This window comes from Nevskia soli, assembly GCF_903970205.1.
GTDB lineage: Bacteria > Acidobacteriota > Terriglobia > Bryobacterales > Bryobacteraceae > Bog-113.
On the sequence record NZ_CAJCHS010000055.1, the window covers coordinates 1 to 6,454 of the forward strand.

Annotated in this window: 4 protein-coding genes; 3 read left to right on the forward strand and 1 reads right to left on the reverse strand. The window is 60.9% G+C overall.

The features are described from left to right. Positions 1-773: ligand-binding sensor domain-containing protein (locus tag H1Y01_RS02840; protein WP_219341211.1), on the reverse strand; the 773-nt coding region annotated here is incomplete at its 3' end. A 187-nt stretch (positions 774-960) separates the two neighbouring features. Between H1Y01_RS02840 and H1Y01_RS02845 the strand changes: the two genes are divergently transcribed. The 3 genes from H1Y01_RS02845 to H1Y01_RS02855 form a co-directional block, all read left to right on the forward strand. Beyond that, positions 961-2,562 (forward strand): efflux RND transporter periplasmic adaptor subunit, encoded by a 1,602-nt coding sequence (locus H1Y01_RS02845; RefSeq protein ID WP_180538583.1) that lies wholly within the window; start codon positions 961-963, stop codon positions 2,560-2,562. Continuing rightward, complete coding sequence (locus tag H1Y01_RS02850) at positions 2,559-5,723, forward strand: multidrug efflux RND transporter permease subunit (RefSeq protein ID WP_180538584.1); 3,165 nt, start codon at positions 2,559-2,561, stop codon at positions 5,721-5,723. Before H1Y01_RS02845 ends, H1Y01_RS02850 begins: the two co-directional genes overlap by 4 nt. Positions 5,724-5,741: 18 nt before the next feature. Next, positions 5,742-6,454: efflux RND transporter permease subunit (locus H1Y01_RS02855; protein WP_180538585.1), on the forward strand; the 713-nt coding region annotated here is incomplete at its 3' end.

Consider the following 6,454-nt stretch of genomic DNA (forward strand, 5'->3'; position numbering starts at 1 on the left):
GCGGAGATCCAGTTATCAGCCAATCCATTCGTTGTGGTAAACAACGTCGTCGCGCCGTCCCGAATGCGTACCAGGCCGTTCTCAGTACCGGCCCAAACGCTGCCGTCGCGCGCGCAGGAAAGCGCTCGGACAGTTTTCAAATTGGAGGGGAGCGCCGGCGCAAACAACTTCGCGCGATCTGCTTCCAAGCGATATAACCCGTAACCGGAAAACGCGACCCAATCGGTTCCGTCAGCCGCGGCGCAAAAGGAATCGGGATGATTCCCCGGCATTCCGTCCGCGGTCGTAAACACCCGGACATGCTCGTTGTCGCGCCGCACCAGTCCTTCTTCCGTGCAGACCCAAAGCGCGCCCCTGGAGTCCGACGCCAGACACGTAATGTTCTCGCTGGGCATTCCCCGCGCTTTTCCGAACGGAGTCACCGAGCCGTCCGCTGCCAGGCGAATCAGGCCGCTGCCGACGGTTCCAATCCACAGATTGCCGCGGCCGTCCTCCAAAACCGCATGCACCAGGCGGTGGTCGAAAGGGCTGCCCAAGACCTCGTCCATCGCCCGGAAGCGGATGCCATCGAAACGAATCAAACTGTCCTGCGTTCCCAACCACAGATAGCCGTTATGGGTTTGAGAGATGGAATAAATCGTCGGCTGCGCAAGCCCCTGCTCGATCCCCCAGGTGCGATGGGAATATTGCGTGAGCATGCGGGCGGGGTCGAGCGCCAGAGCGCCTGCGGCCGTTAGCAGAAAGAGTGCCAAAGCCGAAAACCGGAATTTCACAGGAAATATCGTCGCTCGTTCAACAGTTTAGACGGTGAGATCGAGGCCGGGTTTCCCCATCATTCCCTTCTGTAGGTAAACATACAAACGATCGACTCCGCAGACCGCGCATCTATGCCGATTGGCAGATGTCTTCTGTCCCGCTCATCGCCGATGTTGGAAAGGAACATTAAAGAATAAGCCAAAGATGAACCCTCCCGATCCTTCTTCGACAGTTGTCACCGAGCCGCCTCCGGCGCGCCCGAAAGTTGCTGCGCCGCTGCCTCCGCGACCGACACCTCCGCCGGTCAAGCCGCGACGGACCGGATGGATCGGTTGGCTCGTGCTGCTGCTCCTGATCCTCGGGGCCGGGTATTGGTACATGCACACGCGCGGGGAGAAGAAGCAAGACACCACGGGCGCGTCCGGCAAAGCCGGTGGCCGGCGAGGCGCGGGGGGCGCCATCCCGGTCGCGATCGCCACGGTAAAAAAGGGCAACATCGGCGAATACATCAATGCTCTCGGCGTCGTTACGCCGGTGGCGACGGTGACGCTGCAGAGTCGCGTGACCGGTCAGCTGATGGAGATCTATTACAAGGAAGGGCAAATCGTTCAAAAGGGCGCGAAACTCGCCAAGATCGACCCGCGCCCTTACGAGGCCGCGGTCACGCAGGCACAGGGGCAGCTCGAACGCGACCAGGCGCTGCTGAAGAACGCGCAGATCGATCTCGAGCGCTATAAGACCGCCTTCGAACAACATGCCATCCCGGAACAGCAGCTCGCGACGCAACAGGCCACGGTGAACCAGGACGCAGGCACCGTCAAGCTGGATGAAGGCAACCTCGCCGCGGCGCAAGTCAACATCGTGTATACGGACATCATCGCGCCGGTGACGGGCCGCGTCGGCCTGCGAACCGTGGACCCGGGCAATATCGTTCAAGCCAACGGAAACGTCGGGATCACCATCACGCAGTTGCAGCCCATCACGGTAATTTTCAACATGTCGGAGGATTACTTATCCGACGTGGTTCCGCAAATGAAGTCGGGGCGGCCTTTGCGCGTCGATGCGCTGGATCGATCGCAGCAGACCGAAATCGCCCAGGGTTCACTGCTGACGCTGGACAACCAGATCGATACAACGACCGGCAACGTGAAAGCGCGCGCCGTTTTTGGGAACCAAGATAACAAGCTCTTTCCGAACGAATTCGTTAACGCGCGGCTGCTGGTGAAGACTCTGAACGGCGTGAACCTGATTCCCACGGACGCCATTCAACGCAATCAGGATGAGGCGTACGTGTATATCATGACGCCGGGCGGCGCTCCGGACGCGCAGCAGGACACGACGGCGAAGGGCTCGAAGAGTCCTCATGCAAAATCTCCGCCGGAGGCCGGTGAGCCGGGGAATCCGGCGCCCGGAACCCAACAGCGGAGCGGCGCCAACGGTGGCGGCGGACGGGGCGGCGTTGTGCATGCGCGCGATATCAAAATCGCCACGACGAACGGCGAGACCTCCGCGGTGACGGGCGTGAATCCCGGCGAAATCCTGATCACCGATGGTTTCGACCGGTTGACGGAAGGCGCTCGCGTCACCGTAAAGCCGCAGGTGACCGTTAAACCCATGTCGGAGAGCGGCAACGTCAACGTGGGCCAGACCTCGGTCCAAACCCAGACCGAGGGGTCGTCTCCCCCGGTGAGCGTCAAACCCGGCCCTCCTACGGCGCCCGTGGCGAATCCGCCCGGCAGTCCCGGAGTCAAGAATCTTCGCAATCCGCGCAGTTCTTCAAAGGCACGCCCAACTCATAACCAATGAACCCGTCTCAACCGTTCATTCTGCGGCCCATCGCCACGTCGCTACTGATGGCCGCGATTCTTTTAATCGGGATCGTTGCCTACCGGCAGCTTCCGGTTTCCGCATTGCCGGAAGTGGATTACCCGACCATTCAGATCACCACGTTCTACCCCGGCGGCAGCCCGGACGTGGTTGCATCGGCCGTTACCGCGCCGCTCGAGCGGCAGCTGGGCGAAGTGCCCGGGCTCAACCAGATGCTATCGACCAGTTCGCAGGGCGCTTCGGTCATCACGCTGCAGTTCGTGCTCTCGCTCAATATCGACGTCGCGGAGCAGGAAGTGCAGGCCGCCATCAACGCCGCGCAAAGCTACCTCCCGGCAGGTCTGCCTTTGCCGCCGATCTATAGCAAAGTGAATCCGGCCGATGCGCCGATTTTGACGCTCGCGTTGACCTCCACCTCCACTCCGCTGTCGAAAGTGGAAGATTATGCGGACACTCGCCTGGCCCAGAAAATCTCTCAGGTGACCGGCGTGGGCGCGGTGACCATCAGCGGTGGACAGAAGCCCGCGGTTCGCATTCAGGCCAATCCGACGCAGCTCGCTTCTTACGGATTGAACCTCGAGGACATCCACACCGCGATCACCAACGCCAGTCTCGATGCCGCGAAGGGGAGCTTCGACGGACCGCGCGAGGGCTATCAGATCGCCGCCAACGATCAGCTCACCTCCGCCGCGGATTACGAGCAACTCGTAATCGCGTACAAGAACAACGCGCCGATTGTCATGAAAGACGTGGCGCGCGTGGTGGATAGCGTCGAGAACATCAGCCAAGCCGCCTGGATGAACACGACGCCGGCCGTCATCCTGAACATTCAGCGCCAGCCCGGCGCCAACATCATTCAGGTGGTCGACCGCATCACGGCGCTACTTCCGCGCCTGAAGAACACGATTCCTTCGGCGATCAATGTTGCCGTTCTCACCGACCGGACCACCACCGTGCGCGCGTCCGTGGCCGATGTCGAATTCGAGCTGATGCTTTGCATCGCGCTGGTCGTGATGGTGATCTTCGTGTTCCTGCGGACGCTATCGGCCACCGTGATTCCCAGCGTTGCCGTGCCGCTGTCGCTGGTCGGAACGTTCGCCGTGATGTTCCTGCTGGGTTACAGCTTGAACAACCTGACGCTGATGGCTTTGACGATCTCGACCGGGTTCGTCGTCGACGACGCGATTGTGATGATCGAGAACATTTCGCGCTACGTCGAAGAAGGCGAGGAACCGCTGAAATCCGCGCTGGTCGGGTCCCGCCAGATCGGTTTCACGATCATTTCGCTGACCGTCTCGTTGATCGCCGTGCTGATTCCGCTGCTCTTCATGGGTGACATCACGGGCCGCTTGTTCCGAGAGTTCGCCGTCACGCTGGCCGTCACCATTCTGATTTCCGCGTTCGTGTCGTTAACGCTTACGCCGATGCTCTCGGCGAAGCTGCTGCGGCATAAGAAGGATTCCGACCGCGGCCGATTCTATCGCGTTTCCGAACGCATTTTTGAGAGCACGATCGCGTTCTACGGCCGCACCCTCGAGGTAGTCTTCGCGCATCAAGTGCTCACGCTGCTCGTCTTCCTCGGCACGCTCGTGCTCACCGTTTACCTGTACATCGTCATTCCCAAAGGTTTCTTCCCGGTGCAGGATACCGGCGAAATCCAGGGCTTCACGCAGGCGGATGAAAGTGTCTCGTTCAACGAGATGTCGCGCTTGCAGCAGCAGGTCGCATCCATCGTTCTCAAGGACCCCGCGGTTGAAAATCTGTCATCGTTCATCGGCGTCGATGGCGTGAATTCCACCGTGAACACCGGGCGCATTCAGATCAATCTGAAACCGATCGAAGAGCGTGGGATCAACGCATCCGACGTCATTCGCCGGTTGACGAACAGCTTGTCGGGAGTGGAAGGCATGGTGCTGTACATGCAGCCGGTGCAGGACCTCACGGTCGAAGATATCGTGAGCCGCACCGAATACCAGTACAGCCTGGAAGACCCTAACGGGGACGAGTTGAGCAGTTACGTGAACCGGTTTGTCGAGCGGCTCAAAGAGATTCCCGTGTTAGCCGATGTGGCTAGCGATCTTCAGAACAAGGGGTTGAGAACCGAGGTTACTTACGACCGCGAGACGGCGGCGCGCGTCGGAATCACGGCCCAGAATATCGACGATGCGCTCTACGATGCCTACGGCCAGCGCCAGGTATCGACGTTGTTTACGCAGCTGAACCAGTACCACGTGATTCTGGAAGTCGATCCTCGATTCCAGCGCCATCCGTCGCGCCTGGGCGATATCTATATCCGCTCCACGGCCGGCGGTCAGGTTCCTTTAAACACGTTCACCAAGATCACGACGACGTCCATGCCGATTTTAATCAGTCACCTCGGTCAGTTCCCGGCGTCCACTATTTCCTTCAACCTCGCGCCGGGCGCGTCCCTGGGAGCCGCCGTGGATGCGATCCGCGAAGTCGAGAAAGAGATGCCGCCGCCGCCCGCGATGACGGCATCGTTCCAGGGAACCGCCGCGGCTTTCGTCAGTTCCCTGTCGAATGAGTCGATTCTGATCCTGGCCGCGCTGGTTACCGTTTACATCGTCCTGGGCGTGCTCTATGAGAGCTACATCCACCCCATCACGATTTTGTCGACACTGCCGTCGGCCGGTGTCGGCGCGCTCCTCGCGCTCATCCTTACGGGCAACGAACTCACCGTGGTCGCCATCATCGGTATCGTGTTGCTGATCGGCATCGTGAAGAAGAACGCCATCATGATGATCGATTTCGCGCTCGAAGCCGAACGGCAGGGGGGCAAGCCGTCGCGGGAGGCCATCACACAAGCTTGCCTGCTTCGCTTCCGGCCGATCATGATGACCACTCTGGCCGCGCTGCTTGGCGCGGTACCGCTGGCGTTCGGAAGCGGCGTCGGTTCGGAACTGCGGCGTCCGCTCGGTATCACCATCATCGGCGGTCTGCTGCTCAGCCAGTTGCTGACGCTCTACACGACACCGGTTATTTATCTGTTCTTCGATAACATCGCTGCGCGTCTCGGGCGCAAGGTCAGCACCAAATCCGGCGACGAACCGGAGAGCCCGACCGAAGCACCACCCCCGGCACCCCACCCGGCACCCCACCCGGCGCCGCAGCCGGCCTAGAACGGGCAGGAGACAACGATGAGCCTTTCCTCTCCATTCATCCATCGCCCGATCGCCACCGCGCTGCTCACCGTCGCCGTAGCGTTGGCGGGCGGAGTCGCGTTCCGGCTACTGCCCGTTTCGCCGCTGCCGCAGGTGGACTTTCCGACGATCTCCGTTTCCGCCGGCTTCCCGGGCGCGAGTCCGGAGATCATGGCCTCGTCGATCGCGACGCCGCTGGAGCGCCAGTTCGGCCGCATCGCGTCGGTGACCGAGATGACGTCGAGCAGCAGCCTCGGCCAGACCAGCATCACACTGCAGTTCGACCTGAGCCGGAACATCGATGCCGCGGCGCGCGACGTGGAAGCCGCCATCAACGCCGCGCGCGGTTATCTGCCCGCCGATCTCCCGCAGAACCCGTCCTACCGCAAAGTCAATCCGGCCGATTCGCCGATCATGATCATCGCGCTCACTTCCGACCGCCTGCCGCCCAGTACGCTGTACGACGTGGCGTCTACGATTTTGGTTCAGAAGCTCTCGCAGGTTAAAGGTGTTGGTCAGGTCATGGCGGGCGGAAGTTCAGCGCCGGCCGTTCGCGTGGATCTGAATCCTACCCAGATCAACAGCTTCGGCCTGACCCTCGACCAGGTTCGAACCGCGATTCATGCCGAAACCGCGAACGAGGCGAAAGGAGTCTTCTCCGACGGGGAAAAGATCTGGAGCATCCACGCCAACGATCAGTTGATGAAGGC